This is a genomic window from Rhizobium sp. Rhizsp42, assembly GCF_047304155.1.
In the GTDB taxonomy this organism is placed as follows: domain Bacteria; phylum Pseudomonadota; class Alphaproteobacteria; order Rhizobiales; family Rhizobiaceae; genus Rhizobium.
Genome location: NZ_JBGLYS010000214.1, coordinates 1 through 231 on the forward strand (window position 1 = coordinate 1; position 231 = coordinate 231).

Sequence of the window (231 nt, forward strand, 5' to 3'; positions counted from 1 at the left end):
TGTTGCCATCGATCGGGCGCTTGTTGCCGGGCGGCAGGAGGAGGCTCGTCGGATTTATGTCCGCACCCTGCCTCTTTTGGTGCTGCAGGCGGTCTATCGCATGCGGCTGACCAAATATGTGCTGGCCCGCCGCGGCGTGATCGAAGGCGTCGGTGTGCGTGCGCCGACACCCGAGCTTGATGCGGCGGCCATTGCCGATATCGACGCCAATCTGGTCGAACTAGGCCTCGT

General features: G+C 63.6%; 1 pseudogene. It reads left to right on the top strand.

Features of this window, described 5'->3' with window-relative positions:
- A pseudogene (locus ACCD05_RS32130) lies at positions 1–231 on the top strand (dihydrodipicolinate synthase family protein); the annotation flags it as partial.